Source organism: Pseudoalteromonas sp. HL-AS2, assembly GCF_031198805.1.
GTDB classification, from domain to species: domain Bacteria; phylum Pseudomonadota; class Gammaproteobacteria; order Enterobacterales; family Alteromonadaceae; genus Pseudoalteromonas; species Pseudoalteromonas nigrifaciens.
On the sequence record NZ_CP133572.1, the window covers coordinates 632,601 to 652,514 of the forward strand.

15 protein-coding genes and 1 pseudogene are annotated in these 19,914 nt (G+C 40.7%); 8 read left to right on the forward strand and 8 right to left on the reverse strand.

Annotated elements, in window-relative coordinates; translation table 11 throughout:
- Positions 1–531: 531 nt before the first annotated feature.
- Positions 532–1,737 carry an anhydro-N-acetylmuramic acid kinase gene (locus RB215_RS17615; RefSeq protein WP_309217303.1) on the reverse strand — a complete coding sequence of 402 codons (1,206 nt, stop codon included), beginning with the start codon at positions 1,735–1,737 and terminating at the stop codon, positions 532–534.
- Between the two features lie 481 nt (positions 1,738–2,218).
- Here RB215_RS17615 and RB215_RS17620 point away from each other — a divergent pair, with 481 nt between their 5' ends.
- Positions 2,219–3,247 carry an NADP-dependent oxidoreductase gene (locus RB215_RS17620; RefSeq protein ID WP_011329763.1) on the forward strand — a complete coding sequence of 343 codons (1,029 nt, stop codon included), beginning with the start codon at positions 2,219–2,221 and terminating at the stop codon, positions 3,245–3,247.
- A gap of 49 nt (positions 3,248–3,296) precedes the next feature.
- Positions 3,297–3,914: a glutathione S-transferase family protein gene (locus RB215_RS17625; RefSeq protein ID WP_011329762.1), complete on the forward strand. Its 618-nt coding sequence runs from the start codon at positions 3,297–3,299 to the stop codon at positions 3,912–3,914.
- 97 nt (positions 3,915–4,011) lie between these two features.
- Here the strand turns inward: RB215_RS17625 and RB215_RS17630 are convergent, their stop codons facing one another.
- Both RB215_RS17630 and RB215_RS17635 read right to left on the reverse strand, forming a co-directional pair.
- Complete coding sequence (locus RB215_RS17630) at positions 4,012–4,320, reverse strand: YkgJ family cysteine cluster protein (RefSeq protein ID WP_176359701.1); 309 nt, start codon at positions 4,318–4,320, stop codon at positions 4,012–4,014.
- A gap of 116 nt (positions 4,321–4,436) precedes the next feature.
- A complete protein-coding gene (locus RB215_RS17635) occupies positions 4,437–6,383 on the reverse strand; it encodes an ATP-dependent DNA helicase RecQ (protein WP_011329759.1) in 1,947 nt (648 codons plus the stop codon).
- Positions 6,384–6,656: 273 nt separating this feature from the next.
- Here RB215_RS17635 and RB215_RS17640 point away from each other — a divergent pair, with 273 nt between their 5' ends.
- Both RB215_RS17640 and RB215_RS17645 read left to right on the forward strand, forming a co-directional pair.
- Complete coding sequence (locus tag RB215_RS17640) at positions 6,657–7,961, forward strand: NAD(P)/FAD-dependent oxidoreductase (RefSeq protein ID WP_309217305.1); 1,305 nt, start codon at positions 6,657–6,659, stop codon at positions 7,959–7,961.
- A 427-nt stretch (positions 7,962–8,388) separates the two neighbouring features.
- Positions 8,389–9,258, forward strand: a pseudogene (locus RB215_RS17645) (phospholipase effector Tle1 domain-containing protein); the annotation flags it as partial.
- A gap of 28 nt (positions 9,259–9,286) precedes the next feature.
- Here the strand turns inward: RB215_RS17645 and RB215_RS17650 are convergent.
- Entirely contained in the window at positions 9,287–10,048 is a 762-nt protein-coding gene (locus tag RB215_RS17650; protein WP_024600859.1) for an IS5 family transposase, read from the reverse strand.
- A 159-nt stretch (positions 10,049–10,207) separates the two neighbouring features.
- On the opposite strand from RB215_RS17650, the gene RB215_RS17655 reads away from it, so the two are divergent.
- The 3 genes from RB215_RS17655 to RB215_RS17665 all read left to right on the forward strand — a co-directional run bounded on the left by RB215_RS17655 (position 10,208) and on the right by RB215_RS17665 (position 12,238).
- Positions 10,208–10,768 carry a hypothetical protein gene (locus RB215_RS17655; protein ID WP_375144264.1) on the forward strand — a complete coding sequence of 187 codons (561 nt, stop codon included), beginning with the start codon at positions 10,208–10,210 and terminating at the stop codon, positions 10,766–10,768.
- Between the two features lie 653 nt (positions 10,769–11,421).
- Positions 11,422–11,826, forward strand: coding sequence for a hypothetical protein (locus RB215_RS17660; protein WP_011329756.1), 405 nt, complete (start codon positions 11,422–11,424; stop codon positions 11,824–11,826).
- A 28-nt stretch (positions 11,827–11,854) separates the two neighbouring features.
- Positions 11,855–12,238 (forward strand): VOC family protein, encoded by a 384-nt coding sequence (locus tag RB215_RS17665; RefSeq protein ID WP_011329755.1) that lies wholly within the window; start codon positions 11,855–11,857, stop codon positions 12,236–12,238.
- A gap of 174 nt (positions 12,239–12,412) precedes the next feature.
- Here RB215_RS17665 and arfA read toward each other — a convergent pair whose 3' ends face one another.
- Positions 12,413–12,613: a ribosome alternative rescue factor ArfA gene (gene arfA / locus RB215_RS17670; protein WP_011329754.1), complete on the reverse strand. Its 201-nt coding sequence runs from the start codon at positions 12,611–12,613 to the stop codon at positions 12,413–12,415.
- 222 nt (positions 12,614–12,835) lie between these two features.
- Positions 12,836–15,379: a TonB-dependent siderophore receptor gene (locus RB215_RS17675; RefSeq protein ID WP_011329753.1), complete on the reverse strand. Its 2,544-nt coding sequence runs from the start codon at positions 15,377–15,379 to the stop codon at positions 12,836–12,838.
- A gap of 494 nt (positions 15,380–15,873) precedes the next feature.
- On the opposite strand from RB215_RS17675, the gene hemH reads away from it, so the two are divergent.
- On the forward strand, positions 15,874–16,893 hold the full coding sequence (hemH, locus tag RB215_RS17680) for a ferrochelatase (RefSeq protein ID WP_011329752.1): 1,020 nt from the start codon (positions 15,874–15,876) through the stop codon (positions 16,891–16,893).
- Between the two features lie 237 nt (positions 16,894–17,130).
- Here hemH and RB215_RS17685 read toward each other — a convergent pair whose 3' ends face one another.
- Positions 17,131–18,288 carry a benzoate/H(+) symporter BenE family transporter gene (locus RB215_RS17685; RefSeq protein WP_309217306.1) on the reverse strand — a complete coding sequence of 386 codons (1,158 nt, stop codon included), beginning with the start codon at positions 18,286–18,288 and terminating at the stop codon, positions 17,131–17,133.
- 184 nt (positions 18,289–18,472) lie between these two features.
- Positions 18,473–19,693: an alkaline phosphatase family protein gene (locus RB215_RS17690; protein WP_208834428.1), complete on the reverse strand. Its 1,221-nt coding sequence runs from the start codon at positions 19,691–19,693 to the stop codon at positions 18,473–18,475.
- Positions 19,694–19,914: the final 221 nt, after the last annotated feature.

The window sequence follows — 19,914 nt, forward strand, 5'->3', positions numbered from 1 at the left end:
CTCATTCAAAAAATCGTTAAAATGCCTAAAACAGCCACTGTAAAATCTTTTTGAATTTGTATAGTGCAGTATTTATTAGTGAAAACTTTAATCAAAGGGGGATAAAAACTAGCCGTAAAATAACGCTGAGTCAACTAAGAAATGAATATACATTCAGATTATATGAATATATATAGTCAAAAATAGTTATTAACAGCCCATTTACACTGCATTTAATAACTATGCCTTATGTTTTAAAAAAGCGCATAGTTGATTTGGATGGGTTTGGTCTTTTTAGTTATAAAAGTGCACCACTAAGGCCTGAGGGGCGAAACTAAGGGAGGATTGGTGCATCTTTAAAAAGTAAATAAGCAATAACATTTTTATAATAACTAAAGCGCAGCTGCAATTAATTACTACAAAACAATATTCACGCTAATGGCAGCGCAAAAAAATAAGCTTACCCTATAACAGTAAGTCGCAGTTATGCAAAGGCCAAACAGTGAGTTTGGCTAGGTCTCACCTAAAAACTTAAGCTTAGAATATGTGGTTTCAATCTGCAAAACTCACTTTACCCATAGTAACGCCTGCAATTCCTTGGGCTTTATTATCAAGGTGTAGCTGCTCACCGGCTAAGCATTCGTTAGCTAAAATAGCAAAAAGTACCGCTTCTTTCGCGTCGGGATCAACCCCTAATGCGTGAGTATTTTTAAAACCTTTTATGGTCGGACAAAGCGTTACTAAATGTTGCATTAAGAGTAAATTGTGAATGCCGCCGCCACTGGCATACACCACACTATTGGGCGCCATTTTTACACACGTATTTAGCGCATTGGCAATAACCTCTGCGGTAAAGCGGTTTAAGGTGGCCATTACGTCTTGATGACTTAACTTTTGGGTATTTGAAGCCTGTTGCGCAGCCTCTAAATAAGCCAGATTAAACACTTCAGGGCCAGTAGTTTTTGGCATTTTTAGGGTTAAAAAATGATTGTCGCAAAGCGCTGTTAGTAACGCAGTATTAATAACGCCCGCTTTCGCTATCGCAGCGTTTTCATCGTAATGCATGTTATTAAAATAACGCTGCACATAGGCATCCATAATGGTATTACATGGGCCAATGTCAGAGCTAAATACTGCGTTGCTATCGCCATTTTGGGGTAAAAAAGTGAGGTTAGCTATACCGCCCATATTGAGCAAAATACGGTTTTCGTCAGAGCTTGAAAAAAACAAATAATCACCATACACGGCAAGTGGTGCGCCCTCGCCGCCTGCTGCTATATGCTTTTGCCTAAAATCGCCAATGGTAGTAATACCTGTAGTAACGGCTATTTGGTCGCTGTCGCCAATTTGTAAAGTGCCATTGTTAAAATCGTTATACTGATGCTGGCTTTTAGGACAGTGGTAAATAGTTTGTCCGTGGCTGGCTATTACATCTATATTGGCTGGGTTTACCTGCCAGCTGTTTAAACACTGATTAACCATGTCACCATGAAATTTACCAACCCAAGGGTGCAGTAACGTAAGGTATTCTAAGTTGCATTCACGCTTGGCAAATACCTGCTTTATTTTTGTTTTATAATCATCGCTATAATCAACCGTAGTAAACTTTAAAACCTCAATTTGGGTATGCACACCCGCGGCAGTTATTTTACATAAGGCAACATCAAGTCCATCTAACGAGGTACCACTCATTAGGCCTATAATTAATCGGCTTGGCTTTAACGCACTGTTATAAAGCTTACTAATGTGTGGGTGCATAATAATTTCGCATCTATTGTTGTTGAGTTAATAGCATTCATTTTAGAATAGTTTAAATAAAAGTTATAGCGCTATAAAAATCAGTTAATCCACTTATAAACTCACCTTAGAGTAAATACTCACACCTTGGGGTTGATTTTTTAACCGTGTGCCCAAAACTCCTGTATTAAGATATACATACTTAACCTGAGCTCTGGTTAAGAGATTTACTAACGTATTGAATCATCGTTATATTTGATTTTATTTTCTCTAGCCAGAGGTTTTCAGTGAAAACAAGGCGAATTTACGCGTCAATAGCTGGCCTATTGCAAGTAAATTCAACGCAGTTAGCGCTGAAAATAGCTGCTTGAGATAAGTTTATTATCCGGAGCTCAGGTTTCTTACTACTTATCTGCGCATTATTGTTTAGTTTCAACTTTGCTTTAAACACAAACTAAAACATTCAGATCAAAGTAGTTCACTCATCTATTGGAGATTTTATATGTCAGTAACCAGTCGACAACTCACGTTAGCATCACGCCCACACGGTGCTCCTACCGATGAAAACTTTGCATTAAAAACACTAGAGCTGCCGCCATTAAAAAATGGTGAAGTATTACTGCGTACCATTTACTTATCCCTTGACCCTTACATGCGTGGCCGCATGAGCGACGCTAAATCGTATGCCGACCCAGTAAATGTTGGCGACGTGATGGTTGGGGCAACTGTATGCCAAGTTCAAGAGTCTAAAAACGACTCCTTTAGCGAAGGCGAATGGGTATTGGCTTACACTGGTTGGCAAGACTACGCTATTAGCAACGGCGAAGGGTTAATGCAATTAGGCAAAGAGCCTGCTAATCCTTCGTATGCACTAGGTATTATGGGAATGCCGGGCTTTACCGCTTATATGGGATTACTTGATATTGGTGCACCTAAAGCAGGTGAAACCGTGGTCGTTGCTGCAGCAACAGGCCCTGTGGGCGCTACCGTTGGCCAAATTGCAAAAATTAAAGGCTGTAGAGTCGTCGGCGTTGCCGGTGGCAGTGAAAAATGTAAGCACGCAGTAGAAGTATTAGGTTTTGATGCCTGTATTGATCACAAAGCAGATAATTTTGCACAGCAACTTGAACAAGCCTGTGATAACGGTATTGATGTTTATTATGAAAATGTGGGCGGAAAGGTATTCGACGCCGTATTGCCACTTCTCAATACATCAGCACGCGTACCTGTGTGTGGTTTAGTGTCGCAGTATAACGCAACTAGCTTACCAGAAGGCCCTGATCGTTTGGGTATGCTAATGGGGCAAATACTCTCTAAGCGTATTAAAATGCAAGGCTTTATTATTTTTGACGATTATGGCCATCGTTATGATGAGTTTGCAACCGCTATGCAGCAATGGCTACAAGATGGAAAAATTCAATACCGCGAACATATGGTAGAGGGCATCGAAAATACCATTACTGCCTTTAACGATATGATCAGCGGAAAAAACTTCGGTAAAACCGTAGTTAAAATTAACAGCCCACTTTAAATTTAATGCGTTGCTGTCTATATAAAGTAGCAACGCAACAAGGATTACTATGATCAAGCTACATCATTTAAATAAATCACGCTCAAAACGTATTATCTGGTTACTAGAAGAATTAGCCGTAGATTATGAAATAGTTGCTTACCAACGTAATAAAGACACTTTTTTAGCCCCAGATGAACTTAAACATATTCATCAGCTTGGTAAGTCGCCGGTGATAGAAGATGATGGGATTATTGTTGCCGAGTCGGGCGCAATTACCGATTACCTCATTACTAAATACGGTAACGGAAAGTTTGCACCTAAAGCAGGCACTAGCGATTATGTTGATTATCAGCAATGGCTACACTTTGCCGAAAGCTCAGCTATTTTACCGCTGCTGCTTAAAATGTTTGTATTAAAAGATGGCGCTAAAACCCAGTTTTTAGAAGGTTACGCCGACGCCGAAACAGCTAAAGTAATAAGCTACTTTAACGATCGCCTAGCAGGCAAACGTTACTTAGTAGGCGACACCCTAACCGGCGCCGATTTTATGATGTCGTTTATTGTCGAAATTGTTAAAAACTCAGGTCAACTAGCGCACTTTAAAAACCTAGTTAAGTACGATGAGCAATTACAAAGCCATGAAAAATTTCATACCGCACAAGAGCTTGAAGCTAAATACGATTAATAATCGGCTGGTATTAGTTTTATAGTTATACCAATTACATTAAATTAGTACACATTTAAAAAGGGCCTTGGGCCCTTTTTACGTTTGCTGTAATAATTTAAATTCCGCCTAGCTCGCGCTCGGTAATACACTCATCCGACGCCATTTCAAATTCGCGACACACTAACGGGCGGTTTTCGTAAATAGAACACATGAGTGTGTTGCGATCGAGGGCTTGGCACCAGCCATCATCGGCACGTTTCATTACTTCGCTGCCCCATTTATCGTATTCAATATAATGAAATGGCACACCGGTATCTGTCACTATGCGTACTTCTAATTGGCAGCAACAGGCTTGGCAATTAGCACACGTAACAGGCTCTGGGGTGGTGGTGAGGTTTTTAACCGGAATAACAATTTGAGGCATAGTGGCTTAATAAAATAAAGTAAGCCACTAGGATACACCAACTAAGCTCAAATCGGCAGAGTAAATCTATCTCTAGGGGCTATTTTAAAGGCTAACTAGGTTAAATTTAGCTAATATTATGCTAGCTGACGCGCCAGTAATTTCGCTTTAATATCACTGTAGCGCATCGCTTCACACAGCGCAAAACCACTCAATTGGCGCACTTTATTGCGTGCAAATAAAGGCACGCTCATGCCCGCTAAAAAGCGACATTGGGTTTCTACACCTACGTTATTAATGCCTTTACTGGCTAGATGCTGTAAAAATTCATCTACTTTTTGATAAATTACACTCTCATCAACAACATCTGCTTGCACTGAATATTCAAGCTTAACACTGTGGCCTCTGCATACTGAGCAATGGCCGCATTGCTGGGGCGCATTTTGATCGTCAAAATAACGGGCAAGGTTGTAGCTTAAACAGCTTTGCAACTCAAAAAAGCGTACCAATGCAGCTATACGTTTTATTTCGGCTTGTTCTTTATCGGTAAAGTAATCATGCAGTTGCTGCGCAAGTTCAGGGTTGTTTATCACCTCACTATGCACTTTATACACTTGGGTAATACGTTTGGTTTCTAGGGTAATAAGCTGTTTTTCGGCTAAGTAGTCAAGCGCCGCAACCACTCGTTTTCGATCGACTTGCGCGGCTTGTGTCAGGCTATCAAAATTAAGCGTGCCCCATACTTTTTTAAAATCGGTATGGCTAAATATTTGCGTTAAAAATGCTTGGCGCTGCTCATCAAACTGGCCTAGCAACTCGTTTTTATCAACCAAAAACTTATATTTAAAATCGGCGTAGTAAGCGTATTGCGGCGTAATTGCACCTTGCATTTCTAGCTGTACTAACAAAGTTTTAAGCGCAAGTTGCCTAATATTACTGTCGCTTGAAAGGCTATATTCTTGCATTTCCCATTGCTGCTGCGAGCTGTGGTGCTGGCGAATATCGTTAATTACATGCTCAATACCGCTTAGCTCTGGGGTGTCGCCATACACAAAGTTCTCTACAGTATTTAACCCATCAAGGTTGGCTAAGGTAAAACACTGTGACGGGTTACCATCGCGCCCTGCTCGGCCTATTTCTTGGCTGTAGTTTTCAATCGATTTAGGTAAGTCGTAATGAATAACAAAGCGAATATCGGCTTTATCTACGCCCATTCCAAAAGCAATCGTAGCCACTACTACATTAATTTTACCACCCATAAAGTCATCTTGAATTTGCCATCTAAGTGTATCTTCAAGCCCAGCATGATACGCCACCGCTTGCAGCCCTTGATTGCTTAGCATATTAGCCACTTGTTCGGCACTTTGCTGCAAGGTAACATACACAATACCTGGGCCATTTTGTGCGCTAATAATGTTAGCAAGCTCGGTATTTTTATCCGCCGTTTTTACACTCAGCACACTTAAGTCTAAATTAGCGCGGTAAAAACCGGTTTGTACAATGCATTCTGGGGCAATGGCAAAGCGCTCGGCCATATCGCGCTTTACTTTTTTAGTCGCGGTGGCGGTTAATAATAATACCAGCGGAATATTAAGCTCTTCACGGTAGCGTGGTAGTTTTAAGTAGTCGGGTCTAAAGTTGTGTCCCCACTCAGAAATACAGTGCGCTTCGTCAACAACCAACATAGACACTGCTATTTGATTAATAAACTCTCTAAAACGCTCGTTCTTAAAGCGTTCAACCGACACCATTAACACTTTAACTTTACCGCTGCGAACATCGTTCATTACTGTGCTGCTTTGCATTTGGTCTTGGCTCGAATCAAGGCTGGCAGCATAAATACCTTTGCTGTTTAAAAAGCTAATTTGATCTTTCATCAATGCCAATAATGGCGACACCACTAAGGTTAAATGTGGTAAATGCAACGCGGTTAATTGATAACACAAAGACTTACCCGAGCCGGTGGGAAATATAGCCAACGACGATTGCCCATTTAACAGCTGCTCTATGGTTTGCTGCTGCCCGCCTCTAAACTGATTAAAGCCAAAGTGTTGCTCAAGTGATTGAATTAATGAAGGGGTCATAAAATATCCTGTTTAAATATTTCCCTCAAAAGGAAAAATATTCCTACACGGTAAAACCTAAGTAAGTATAAAAATACACACTATTTAGCTTTAAAAGTGTGAGTATAACTTATTCATTATTTTTTGCTGACACATCCTTTATTTAGGCGCAGAATATAGCCATATAAATAACGAGTTTAGCCTTTGCCAAAATAACTTGATTCATACCCAAGTAACCTCAAAAAAATAATTCTACATAGATTATTTGGGTATATTATTTTTAAAGGCAGCGTTATGAATATTACCACACCTAAAGTCGTCGTTATTGGCGGTGGGGCTGGCGGATTAGAGCTTGCAACCCAACTAGGACATAAACTAGGAAAGAAAAAACACGCAGACATACTACTCATAGATAAAAACCGCACCCACATATGGAAGCCGTTACTGCACGAAGTAGCGACCGGTTCTATTGACCCAGATTTAGATGGCGTAGTGTACAGCGCTCATGCTGCTAAACATCATTATCGCTTTCAGCTTGGTACATTTTGTAATATTGACCAAAGCAATAAAACCATTACCCTCGCACCACTTTATGACGAATTAGGCCACACTATTTTACCCGAGCGCAACGTGCGCTACGACCATCTTGTTATTGCCATAGGCAGCGTAAGTAACGACTTTAATACCCCTGGTATAAAAGAGCATTGCTATTTTTTAGATTCTAATCAGCAAGCAGAGCGCTTTCAGCATTCGTTACTCGACAGCTTTACCCGTTTGCACCAAGACGACAATCAACAACAATCTTTAAACATTGCCATTGTGGGCGGCGGCGCAACCGGTGTAGAACTCTCGGCTGAGTTGTATCATGTTTCTGAGTTATTAAAGCTATACGGCTTAACTAATATGTCGTCCAAACGTTTACATATTCATTTAATTGAAGCCGGGCCACGCATTTTACCCGCACTTCCCGAGCGCATTGCCGTTAGTGCCAAGCGCGAGCTGCTAAAATTAGGGGTTAATGTACGCGAACAAACGCAAGTAAAAGAGGCCACCGAGCACGGCTTCATTACCAAAGACGATGAGCACATTAATGCCGATATTATGCTTTGGGCTGCAGGAGTAAAAGCTCCTGATTTTATTAAAGACCTAGGTATTTTTGAGCTCACTCGCAGCAATCAAATTCAAGTAAACCAATTTTTACAAAGCACGGTTGATGGCAGCATTTTTGTATTAGGCGATTGCTGCGCCTTTACCCAAGCCGACGGCAAACAAGTGCCACCGCGGGCGCAATCGGCGCATCAAATGGCGCAATGTGTTGAAAAAAATCTTATAGCCACATTAAAACAGCAACCATTGAGTGGCTTTAAGTACAGCGATCACGGCTCTTTAGTTAATCTGTCTCGCTACAGTACAGTTGGTAATTTAATGGGTAATCTCACCAGTAATAGCTTTTTTATTGAAGGTAAAATTGCCCGCTTTATGTATATTTCGCTCTATCGCATGCATCAACGCGCCATTCACGGCAGTGCAAAAACCTTTGCCTTGTGGATCAGCGAAAAAATACTGCGCGTGGTACGCCCTAAAATGAAGTTACATTAGGGCCTGTTGATCTTTCAAGGTTAAATTTGCAGCAGTGTGTTTGGTATTTAGGCAAGGCAGAGCCTATGTGGTGTGGTTATTCCCCATAAATAGGCGATAACGTAGAATCAATGCCAAACATGCGCTGCCCGAAGGGTTCTGCCTAGGGGCGATTAACTCTTTGTTGCTCGGTTTTTACTTAGCCCACTAGGTTAAAAATCTCGCGCCGTGATTAAATCGCCCCTAGTTTGAACAAATTTTAATCCGCAAAGGTCAACAGACCCTAAAGTTTTGCAGAGTTTAAACACCACAGCGGTGAATTTATTACCGCTGTCATTAATATTTAACACTTTTACGTTATATATCCAAACCATCTCAAAATGCAAAGTTCAGCATTTCAAAGGCTTGCTTTGGGTATAAAGTAAAAAAGCTTAGGAGGTAATATGCAATGACGGCTAAAACACTCATTTTTAACTTTGATGGCACCGGTGCTGAGCCTAGAGACGCCGAGCAGTTTAGTGCTGATCATTTTAAAGAAGACAGCAGTATTTCTAATATTCTTAAACTACACTTACTCGCTGGCGGACAACTTAATAACTCTCCTAATACTAAATTAACCAATCAACTTAGTTTTTATTATCAAGGTATTGGTACTAAAGGCAGCCGCTTAAAACGTTTTTTAAATCAAACACTCGCACCACGTAACGACGATGTAGCTAGCATTTTAAAACAAGCCCTAAGTGATTTTAAAAGCCATTATAAGCTAGGCGACATTGTCTTATTAACTGGTTTTAGCCGAGGCGCTGCACTCGCTAGGCGCTTAGCAAAATTATTAGAACCATTAATAAGTGAGCAAGTATACCTGTGTGTATTTGACACTATTGCCTCTATTGGTTTATCAAAAATAACCAAAGCGACCCGTGGCGCAGAGCATGTAATTTTTGAAAACCACACCATAGCAAGTAATGTTACTCAAGCCTTACATTTTGTAGCCCTGGATGAAAAGCGTCGCGCGTTTGAACCCACACTAATGAACCAACAAAGCAACATTACCGAATTGTGGTTTGCTGGTGCGCATTCTGATATTGGTGGCGGTTACTATCGCGATGGTTTAGCCGATATTTGCTTGCGCTATGCAATAGAGTGGTTAATCTCGCAGCCGTTAAATATCACCTTTTTAACCAGTCACGATATTGACTATGCAGCCTTACTTCCTAACAATAAAGTAATCGCGCAAGACGATATAACAATTACACCCGACCCGTTGGCATTAAGCCATCAGCAAAATTATTTTTGGTTTAACCCATTTTTTAAACTAGGGGCTGTTGATCTTTGTAGTACATATATCAATCAGCCCACATTGGTAGCCACATCATAGTAAATGCTAAAGCGAGCATTGAATGATAATTTCGTTCAAGCTTTTCATACCGCGTGGCTATCCCTCTATATTGCTTAATACGGCCAAATGCATTCTCAACCAAGTGCCGATATTTGTACATGCACCAGTCAATATCTTCATTGCCTACTAAACTGTTGCCCTTACGTGGAATAACGGGTGTAGCGTTATTATCACGAACAAACGCTCTCAGTTTTTCACTGTCGTAGCCTTTATCTGCGACAACCATATTACTTGTTGGGCAATTAGCTACGAGTGACTCTGCATGGACGATATCATGCGTATTTCCACAGGATAATTCATAATAAACAGGCAACCCTCCGCTATCGACTGCAAGATGAATTTTCGTAGAATTTCCACCTCGGCTCTTTCCAATTGATTCATTGTCAGCAGTTCTTGCACCGCAACTATGTTGATGAGCCCTGACAATACTGCCATCAATGAAGACCCAATCCATGTCCGCATCACGAGATAATGCGCGAAACAGTTCATTCAAAATCCCTTTTTTGGACCATAAATTAAACCGTCTGTAGATAGCACTCCAACGGCCAAAATCAGAAGGTAAATCTCGCCATGGAATACCTGTGCGCATCTTATACAGTATGCCTTCGAGCGTTTTTCTATGGTCGGGCTTATTATAAATTCGACCACTTAAGTACATTACTTTTGATAAGACATTCCATGTCCCGTCTGTTAACATTAATCTTGGCATGTAGGTTCGGTGTAAAGTTTTCTGGCGAATTCAATTATACCTTATCTTCATGCTGTTTGTTTTTCATACCACAAAGATCAACACGCCCTAGTAGATAGAGAATGCTATGTACTGATAGATAACGAACCAAGTCCCCTTGAGCCATTAGTGCACCACAGCGTGGCCGAACGCATTAACAAACTCACCAGTTACCGCCCAGAGTCACTTAAAAACCTGCCTTATAAAATAATCTATAACGATAATACCCAACTTAGTTTTACCGGGTTAAGTGCACATATTATGCTTGCTAACCAAAATATGAGCGTACTGGCAGTAAAGCAAAGCCAAGATGTGGTGGTATTTGCCAGCGAAGCCTACAACGCCACTGGTTTAATGCTAGAGCAAGGCGCAACGTATCGCTTTACCCCTTACCCTGATCAGTATTGGTTCGACGACGGTATAAAATGTACTGCGCTTGGCTGGCACCGCGATGACGTGCAACTTGGCGTAAAAGAAATCTCTATGGCATTGCTCGAGCCATTTAGACGACTGCCAAATGCACAGTGGTTTTCGTTAATTGGCGCTATTAATAAAAGTGACAAGAACTTATTTGCAATAGCCGACGGCGCAGATGTTAAAATAGTGCAATCAGGTGAGTTTACTCCATTTGCAAACGACTTAAGCCGATTTTATGGCGCTAACGCCGGTAAAATTAAAGTCAAAGTAACGAGGTTAAAATAAAACAGCGTTCAGGTAAAAATTAAGCAAACCTTGTATTTAGGCTTGCTTAATTGCAATTTTATATCGCGCTATATAAGCTAAAACTGTATGCGTATTAGCATAATACTTGTTTCTTAATAGATGGCTAAATTAACTATGCCACTACACTCCCGAACTTTTAGTACGAGATTCAACAACAAAAATTTAAGGGAAAGTACTGGCTTTAGGTCTCAAGTTTTAGGTAAAGATTAGCCAAGCTCGGTGTTTGGGTTTACTTGTAAGTGCGATTTTTACATCGTGCTTTTTGTTATTAAGCTTTAATTTCATGCTAGCTCTGCCGCGCACCGCCTGCCCGCTCCGCAGTTTGGTGTGCTGGTAACCACAAACACACACCAATAAATTCCTACCTACCATTACTAATATCTTACTTGGCGAGCCTTTGCTGATATTTAATTTATTACCGTTAACCTATTTATTCCCCCACCTTTAATTTTTCTACATTGTTACTGCCAGGTAAAAGTCATTTTATTTTTATGCCGGTTATCATTTGTGATAAACAATGTAAAGTACGGCTCATGGGTCAAACAGCAGCAATGCACTGACGCTAAGCATTAAAACAAAACACACAATTTATAGATACTGATGTTTCAGTACAGCATATTAGGATCACATTAATGACTCAATCTGTTACCACTAAACTTGCTCAAGAGCCAAGCATTCAATTATTTAAAGCGGGCACTTATAAACTTAACGATCTTGCGGGCTTGCTTGAAGTTAAAGATTTAAAAAGTCAGATGGCTGAGCTGACAGTCACCGATAACTCAAACGGCTTAACGGTTGGTTTTTTTGCTATGCAGCCTGGCGTTGAATTTGAATTTGTTTATGAATTTGTAGAATACAAAGTAATCACTAAAGGCAAAATTGTGATGCGCGATTTACAAGGCAATAAATATGTAGCAGAAGTAGGCGACGTTGTGCTTTTCACGCCTAATGTTACCGTTATATTTGATGCTCAAAGTGATGGTGAAGCCGTATATACCGCACACCGCACTGCAGATAGCATGTTTACACCTAAATAAATTTTATTAAATTTTCGGAGAATCCACTATGAGCATATATACACATACAACAGTAGGCACAAACGATTTAAACAAGGCTCGCGCCTTTTACGACAACGTATTAAGTATTATTGGTCTTAAGCGTATTGCAGATTTAGATGACAATGGTTCAATTTGGGGCGTAGACGCACCGTCTTTCTTTGTACTAAAACCTGCCAACGGCCAGCCTGCAACTGTGGGTAACGGCACTATGGTTAGCTTTGAAGCCCCTGATCGTGCATCAATAGATGCTTTCCATGCAGCGGCTTTAGCAGCAGGTTGCCCTGATGAAGGCGCACCGGGTACTCGCGGTTGGGCTCCTAATGCCTACGCTGCTTATACTCGTGATTTAGACGGTAACAAACTTGCAGTATACTGTTTTAAAGCAGCATAACTAGGGTCTTATATTTGATAACAGCGGACTGTCGGCCATTTTGGCTGTCAGTCCGCTTTTTCATTTTGGGGGGCGAGCAGGCTTTAGGTAGTAATTAGCTTTGAAAACTAAAGTATTTGTTTAACCTACCTAGCACCTAATTTTTAACTAAAAGCCCTATTTGATCACAGCTATTTAAGCGGCGATTAAATAGGACTCTTGTCCTGCATGTTTGTTGCTGCGCTTGAAAGAGCCTTTACCTTTTTTAGCTTTAACCACTTGTGGTTTAAACACCTTAGAAGTAACCAGTGCAGCCAACGCATTGTGCCTTATAACACCGCGGCCAGTATCTACGGCGCTGTTAGTGGCCGTTTTTGCTTTCGATTTTTTAGTCATCATTTTTCCTATAAACCAACTAATTATAAAATAGATTGTATATTACTCAGATATGGCGATTGTATGCTTAATTTACAAGCTTGCAAGTGATTTAAAGCGCCATTTAAAAAATATGTCACTCCCCCTTTTCCCCCTATTTCACAGCCCTCATTTGTATAAAATTAAGGCAAAAAAAAGCGCAGTAAATAACTGCGCTTGTTACTGTTTAGCTGCTATTAAATATTAAAAGCTAAAGCTTAATTTTGCATAGTAGCTACGGCCATCAAAACCATAAGGTACGGCACGTAATGGGTATTTAAATCCGCCATTAGAGATAAAGTTAAGTACTTCATCATCACCTAATTCATCTGGCGTTTCGTCAAATACGTTATCAGCACCAACCGATACAGCAAACGTATCGTTAATTTGGTAAGTCACGTTTAAATCAACCAATACTGCTGACTCAACCGTGCTGGTAGGCTTAAATGAACCCGTAGGTGATAAAAACCCAGGTAACGAAATATGGTCGTTAGCAAAGTATTTAACATCGGTTTCGCCAAAGTAGTTAAAGCGTATCATTGAACTATAAGCATCGCGCTCATAATCAAAGGTTAACGTACCACGCTCACCTGGTTGGCCGTCTGTTAAAAAGCTGCTTTGTATATCATCAAGCGCGACATTTTTTGGAATACCAGGTGCTGCATTTACATTATCAATTTTAGTTTCGTTTAGGTTACCCGCAAAAGTAATACCTAAGTTACCACCGTCCAGTTCAGTACGGTAAGATGCAATAATATCAACACCTTGCGTAGTTGAATCTAAAGAATTTGAGAAATAGTTTGCTTGCACTGCACCGGTTGCTTGTAATGCAGCAACTGCCTCTGCACTAAATGCCACATCATCTGCTGATAATAAACTACCTAGCGTTATACGGTCTTTAATTTCTACGTGGTAAAAATCAACCGTTAACGAAAGCTCGCTGGTTACATCATAAACAAAGCCTGCGCTTAAGTTTTTAGATGTTTCTAGCTCTAAACTATTAACCCCTAAAGCAGAAGGAAATGCCGAACCTGTGGTTGCTGTAAACGATTGGCTTAACGTGCCGTCTGAGCCTAAGTTAGTGGTAAACGCTGTATAGCCACTTTGTTGTAACGACGGTGCTCTAAAGCCTGTTGATGCAGCAGCGCGCACGGCAAAGTCATCATTAAACTCATAACGCGTTGCTAATTTACCAATTAAATCATCGCCTGCATCCGAGAAATCTTCGTAGCGCAGTGCACCACTTACGTTCCATGCATCGGTGATCATGGTTTCAGCATCTACATAAAATGCATAACTGTCGCGGCTTTGTGAATTTGACGCTTCAGGGCGCAAACCGTTATAAGCTTGAAAACCACACTCTGCAAATTGATTAGGATCGTTAACTGACGGATACGAGGTATCCATATTAGCTAAACCACACGCATAAGAAGCTTCTTCCCCTGGGACTATTTCGTAATTTTCTTTACGGTACTCTGCGCCAAACGACAAATAAAGAGGCTCACTACGACCAATATCTATAATGCCATTAATGTCGGCATTAACTGTAGTTTGATCAAAACGGAAACCACCTGAATACCCACCACTTGGGCCCGCATTAGCCGCTATATCAGCGTCACTCGCATTTGGGTTATTAGCAACATACTCTGCCGCATACGAGGCATTAATGCTGTTACGTGAAGTAAAGTCGTATTGGTTTTCACCATACACCGCCGATACATCGTATCCCCAGTCGGTATTAATTTCGCCTTTAAGTCCAAGCGCAAGTGAAATATCTTGTGCTTCGTTAAAAATCTGCGGTAAAAAACCATCTGCGTATACTTGAGTTACGTTTTTGCCAGCTTCATTAAAGTTTCGGTAAAAACCATTACCTAAAGCGGTACGTTCAGAATAGCCACCAAATGAGTAAAGTTCATTATCGCCACCAACTGGCAGTGCCATATTATAAAATAGTGAGGTAAATTCGCTCTCTGCATTACCTTGGCTCCAGCGTACATCTTTAGAAAGCGTACCAGGTGCTACATCGAGTGAACCGCCAATATCGCGCTCTGCACGGTTCGTACCCTCGGCATCACGGTGCTCAAGTGATAGGTTAATAAATCCACCTTCGCTGCCTAAATCAAAACCGCGGTTTAAGCCAACCGATACTGTTTCGCCATCGCCTTCGCCGGTTTCGCTATATTGTACATAACCTGTAGTAACGCCAGTTGAATTGTTAAGCGATAAGTTAATAACCCCTGCAATAGCATCAGAGCCATACTGTGCTGCAGCACCATCACGCAGTACTTCAACACCTTTTAAAGCAACTAACGGAATCGCATTCATATCGGTGCCTGCTGAACCACCACCAACCGTACTTGTTAAACCAAAAATGGCTTGATTATGACGGCGCTTACCATTTATTAATACTAGTGTTTGATCTGGCTGTAAACCACGTAAAGTGGCAGGTCTAAATAAATCAGAGCCGTCAGATACTTGCGTACGCGAAAAGTTAAATGAAGGTGCGGTTGCTTGTAAGCTTTGCCCAAGTTCGGTAAAGCCACCTTTATTTAGATCGTCCGCGTCAATTAAATCAATAGGAGATGAGGATTCAGTAGAAGTACGATTAGATACGCGTGACCCCAATACTGATATTTGCTCAATGTTTTTTACAGCTTTAACCGGTGCTTCTTGTGCGTTAACAATGCTTGGTGCACTAAAAGCAAAAGCAACGGCAACAGCGAGTGTGTTTAAACGATATGTTGACATAGTGACGACCCTGTTTTGTGTGTTCTTATAATTTATGAAAGGCTGTTACATACAAACCTTGCTGCCAACATCCTAGCAACATATATAAATAAAAAGATACTAAAACGCATAAATAATTAGTCTATGTATGCAAATAACTTCTAAAATAGAAAATTAACACCTTTAATAGGTTAAAATACCATCAATTCGGCATTTTATTTTAAATATTAAAAAGTTAACGTATTATTTACACTGGCCTTCAACTCACTGACTGCTCATTTTACAGCCAAACCATGGTTACTTAGCTTTACAGTCTGTAACCTGGTGTTTACAGTGCACTAAAATGGCAGGTTTTTTAGTTTTTATATAAAAAGTAATAACCTCAAAGTATCTAATCGTGCTGATTTTTTAAAATTATAATTAAAACAACTAAATGATTGATCTAAACAGTGCTTTTTTTCGTTACACTATGCCTTAATAGTTATTTCTGAATATTTTGCTTGAAGGAGCATAACGTGTCGCGATTTTCTGCCGTTACCGATAATCCCCATGATGGGCGTTTCAATCAAAAAACAGGCATATTACTCACCAACTTAGGCAGCCCTGATGCGCCAACAGCAAGTGCTTTGCGTACTTATTTACGTGAGTTTTTATCAGATCCACGTATTGTAGAAATACCACGTTTTGTATGGATGATTATTCTCCATGGTATTATTTTACGTATTCGCCCAAAACGCTCTGCCAAGCTTTATGAAAGTATATGGACCGAAAACGGCTCACCACTTACCCATATTACTCGCCAGCAAAGCCTAAAATTAAATGCGCTATTAAAAGAGCATGGCTATACCAATACCGAAGTGGTTATGGCTATGCGTTACGGCAATCCTTCAATTGAAGCTGGGTTGGAACAACTTCGCGATAAAGGCCTTACGCGCATAATTGTATTACCGTTATACCCACAATACTCAAGCCCAACTACGGGCTCAACCTTTGACGCGGTATCAAACGTGCTGCGTAAATGGCGCTGGGTTCCTGAGCTGCATTTTATAAACGGCTATCACAAAAATACGCGTTACATAGAGTCGTTAGCTAACAGTATTAGCGAAGATTTAGCAGCCAATGGTATGCCACAAAAACTCGTTTTTTCGTACCATGGTATGCCTAAACTATTTTTAGAACGAGGCGATCCGTATCACTGTTTATGCCTACAAACCACACGTTTAGTAATCGAAAAGCTTGGCCTTGATAAAGACCAAGTAATAAGTACCTTTCAAAGCCGCTTTGGTAAAGCAGAATGGTTAAAGCCTTATACCGACGCTACGCTTGAAAGCTTTCCTGCACAAGGCATTAAAGATATTGCCATAATTAGCCCCGCGTTTAGTGCTGACTGCTTAGAAACCCTCGAGGAGTTAGAGGGCGAAAACCGTGAAATTTTTGAACATGCCGGCGGTGAAAAATACCGTTACATTGCTGCACTAAACGAGCGAGACGATCACATAGACGCCATGTTTGATATATTAAAACCAATGCTTTAAAGGCAGTAAAAGAGCAGGTTTAGGTATCAGGCTTTAGGTATTAACTGACTAAGATCGGTTTGCTGTAGCTGTAGCTGTAGCTTAATCGCACCTTTAGTAAAAAACCTTTTGTCTGCTTAGTGCCTTGTGCACGGGTGAAAGTGAAAACTCACCACAAAGGAGTAGCACCCAGTGGTGAGTTTTTTAATTTTTATACGCCTAAAACCTAGCGCCTAATCGCTTCCCTACAACCTACTTTTAACCCTTACGGATAATAAATAACGTTAATACGCCGGCTATAATTCCCCAGCAAGCTGAGCCTACCGACCACAGAGTTAAATCTGACGCAGTGACTAAAAATGTAATTATGGCGGCTTCGCTATATTGTGATCTATGCAGTGCTTGCTGCAGGCTTGAAGCAATAGTGCCAAATAATGCAATGCCCGCTAAAGCTAAAATTAATGCTTGCGGTAAGCTGGCCACTACGGCTACTAATGTTGCTGCGCACAGCGCCATAATAATATAAAAAACGCCACCGGCTATGCTCGCCCAATAACGTTTATCGGGGTTTTTATCTGCATCTTCACTCATACAAATGGCGGCTGTTATGGCAGCTAAATTAATTGAATAGGTGCCAAATGGCGCTGTTACTAAATTAATAAAACCCGTTACATTAAGTGACGCCGAAATTGGCGCTTTATAATTATGGGCTTTTAGTACTGCAATACCGGGTAAGTTTTGTGAGGTCATGGTTACTATATATAAAGGAATACTAATACTAATAAATGCCTGAAAGTTAAAACTTGGGGCTATATAAGCAAAACTACTAGCTTGCCATTGCAAGTTGCTGGTATCAATATGGCCCATATTCCACGCCAGTAATACGCCGGTTATTAGTACGCTTAACATAGTAAAACGTGCAAAGTAACGTTTACCTATGCAGTAAACTAATACCATTAAGCCAATCATTAACGGTAATTCGTTCATAAAGTTAAATACGTCAATGCCAAAAGTAACTAATACGCCCGCAAGCATGGCACAGGCAAGTTCACTGGGAATACGGTTCATAACTTTTTCAAACCAGCCCGTCACTCCCGATAAAAATACCAATAGTGCACAGAGCATAAATGCCCCTACGGCCTCATTTAGGTTATAGCCATCGGCGGTAGAAATTAGCAGTGCAGCCCCTGTAGTCGACCACGCAATTAATATAGGCACTTTATAATAATACGATAAAATAATAGAGGTGCTGCCCATTACTAAGCCCAGCATTAAAATCCAGCTGGCTACTAACTCAGGCGTGCCACCAAGCACAATAACCACCTGGTAAATCAGTGCTACTGAGCTGGTAAAGCCAATAATAACGGCCACCAACCCTGCCATTACACGGCTAACTAACTGATCAATCCCTGCCATAAGTTTCTCTATTTATTATTGTTATATTTTTAACATACGTGGCAGTTAAATACTTTGCAATTAGCAAGAGGTCTAATTTGAGTGAAAAATAGTCATGTCAGTTTACAGGCATAAAAAAGCGGCTAATTAGCCGCTTAGGTATTATGTAGTTTACAGCCTAAGCTGTTATTTTTTAGACTACAGATTAATGCACTATCATTTTTCGCTGCACAGCGGGCATTAAGCTTTTACCGTCGCCGTCGGTTTTACTAAGTAACTTTAGCCCCATTATTTTTGCCAATACCGGATAAATATCTAAGTTATTAACTTGCTCAATACTCATACCCTTTTTAAACGCAGGGCCAACAGCTAAAAAGGTTGCTGCCATATCATCGGTATAAGCATAACCGTGGGTGCCTATAGGGCCTGCTTTTTCTGAACTAGCAAATATTGCTGGTGCCGTTGTTTGCACTACAATATCGCCTACACGGGTGCCTTTATTATAATGATAGCCCGCTAACTGCTCAGCCGTTAATACCGTATAACGCCCTTTAGCTGCTTGTTGTAAACGCGCTTTATAGCCCTCAATATCGGCATTAACTGCCTCAGGTTTTGTATAAATAAGTAACCGCGGGCCGGTATTTTTTACTAAAAAGTTGTCATCTTTAGGTAAACTACTAACTAATATACTTTTAGCTGGATCAAGCTGCGCCATACCATGATCCGACACTATCACTAAGTTTACTTCTTGATCTAATTTGCTTAAACGCGCTTGTAATTGCCCCATTAACTCATCGAGTTGTTTAACTGCATCGCGCGTTTGCATCGCATCGGGCCCATATTTATGCCCCATGCTATCTACCAATGAAAAATAACCTGCAACAAAACGTGGGCGCTGCGCTTTAGGTAAACTTAACCACTGCACTATTTGATCAACCCGGTCTTGATAGTCACTATGCTGCGAGTAATGAAAATAGTAGTCAGGGGTCATGCCGTTAAAACGCGCATCCGACTCAGGCCAAAAATAAACTGCCGATTTAAGTCCCTGCATTTTAGCCAAGTTCCACAACGGCGTACCGCTAACCCAAGTACTATCGGTGAAGCCTTTGCCCATGCTATAACATTCATTATTACGTGCTTTATCACAAAATCTATTGTCAACAATGCCATGATTAACAGGGAGTAAGCCGGTAATAATTGAAAGATGGTTAGGAAACGTTTTGGTAGGATAAACCGGAATCAACTTTTGCGCTCTTACACCGCGATCACCCATTGCTTTTAAATTAGGCGCACCATGTTTTTCTATATAATCCCAGCGCATACCATCAATTGATATAAGTACTACCGTTTGCTCTTTTGCGGCAAACGCATTACTCATCCCTAATAAAAGGCAAACCGATATCGCCTTTACAATCCACTGTTTCATTTTAATACCCTGTTTAACATAACGTTTATTTATAAAATATGTGTGCAAATGAGCACGTTTGGCTCATCTCTACCAAAGCGCTAAAAATTAAAAGCTACGCTTTTCGCGCCAGCAAGCTATGCGCCTACAAAGTAACAGCGCGAGGTAAACTCCCGCCTACTTACAATCACCGCACTTGGCTAACCTTTACCTGACATCTAAAAACCTGCTTTGTAATTCGA

Coding starts and splice junctions, on each gene's coding strand:
- RB215_RS17640 (WP_309217305.1), top strand. CDS start 6,657: ATGAATATTACCACACCTAAAGTCGTCGTTATTGGCGGTGGGGCTGGC.
- RB215_RS17675 (WP_011329753.1), bottom strand. CDS start 15,379: ATGTCAACATATCGTTTAAACACACTCGCTGTTGCCGTTGCTTTTGCT.
- arfA (WP_011329754.1), bottom strand. CDS start 12,613: ATGACTAAAAAATCGAAAGCAAAAACGGCCACTAACAGCGCCGTAGAT.
- RB215_RS17665 (WP_011329755.1), top strand. CDS start 11,855: ATGAGCATATATACACATACAACAGTAGGCACAAACGATTTAAACAAG.
- RB215_RS17630 (WP_176359701.1), bottom strand. CDS start 4,320: ATGCCTCAAATTGTTATTCCGGTTAAAAACCTCACCACCACCCCAGAG.
- RB215_RS17620 (WP_011329763.1), top strand. CDS start 2,219: ATGTCAGTAACCAGTCGACAACTCACGTTAGCATCACGCCCACACGGT.
- RB215_RS17615 (WP_309217303.1), bottom strand. CDS start 1,737: ATGCACCCACACATTAGTAAGCTTTATAACAGTGCGTTAAAGCCAAGC.
- RB215_RS17690 (WP_208834428.1), bottom strand. CDS start 19,693: ATGAAACAGTGGATTGTAAAGGCGATATCGGTTTGCCTTTTATTAGGG.
- RB215_RS17685 (WP_309217306.1), bottom strand. CDS start 18,288: ATGGCAGGGATTGATCAGTTAGTTAGCCGTGTAATGGCAGGGTTGGTG.
- RB215_RS17625 (WP_011329762.1), top strand. CDS start 3,297: ATGATCAAGCTACATCATTTAAATAAATCACGCTCAAAACGTATTATC.
- RB215_RS17635 (WP_011329759.1), bottom strand. CDS start 6,383: ATGACCCCTTCATTAATTCAATCACTTGAGCAACACTTTGGCTTTAAT.
- RB215_RS17660 (WP_011329756.1), top strand. CDS start 11,422: ATGACTCAATCTGTTACCACTAAACTTGCTCAAGAGCCAAGCATTCAA.
- RB215_RS17650 (WP_024600859.1), bottom strand. CDS start 10,048: ATGCCAAGATTAATGTTAACAGACGGGACATGGAATGTCTTATCAAAA.